The sequence below is a fragment of the Vibrio sp. 704 genome (genome assembly GCF_033339295.1).
The window spans coordinates 1-778 of record NZ_JAWOUH010000334.1 but is presented as its reverse complement, the minus strand read 5'-3'; the positions used below and the strand labels follow the sequence as shown (position 1 = coordinate 778).

Genomic DNA, 778 nt, shown 5'->3' with positions numbered 1-778 from the left:
GCGAACTTGGGAGCGTCTACCGGATGATCTGAAAGCAATTCTCCAAGTCGCGATGAAAACCGCTGCGTACGACATGTACACACAATCGAAGCATGAAAGCGGCAAAAACTGGGCATCTATTCAGTCTGAGTACCCAAATGTGGAAGTAAAAGATTTCCCACCTGAGGTGATGGATGCGCTGCGTGCTGCCAATGACACGCTGCTTAAACAGCATGCTGAGGAAGATGCGTTGGCAAAAGAGATTCAAGAATCTCAAGCGAACTACATTAAGCAAGTTCGTCCATGGTCGAACATCTCGCACCGAGCGTACTTGAATAGCCAAGCGCAATAAAAACTCGGTCTGGCCAAATCGTATGATTTGGCCGACGAGGAAGCCCAAGAAAAATTTCAAATAAAAATCATAAAAACGCTCCGTAGATACTGCGGAGCCAACCCACACGTTCCATGGAGTTCGGAATGAGAAGCCTTATCTATATTGAGCGAATCTTCAACCGCTTTGGTGATTTTCTGGGGTGGTTATCCAGCATCCTCTTCATTTTGTTGTTGTTGAACGTGGTGTACGACGTTGTGATGCGTTACGTGTTTAACGACGTGTCTATCGCGTTTCAAGAAATGGAGTGGCACTTATTCTCTGCTGTCTTTTTGCTTGGCGTGCCTTATGCCATCAAATCCGGCGGTCACGTTCGAGTCGACATTTTTTATGAGCGACTGTCATATAAAGCGCAATCCATCATCGACATCATCGGCACCCTGTTTTTCCTCTTTCCTTTTTGTTTGC

At 46.1% G+C, this 778-nt stretch carries 1 protein-coding gene and 1 pseudogene; both read left to right on the top strand.

Translation table 11 applies throughout. The annotated features are described in order from the left end of the window. Positions 1–331: pseudogene (locus R7R24_RS26290) on the top strand (ABC transporter substrate-binding protein); the annotation flags it as partial. 125 nt (positions 332–456) lie between these two features. Next, positions 457–778: TRAP transporter small permease subunit (locus R7R24_RS26285; protein WP_318120060.1), on the top strand; the 322-nt coding region annotated here is incomplete at its 3' end.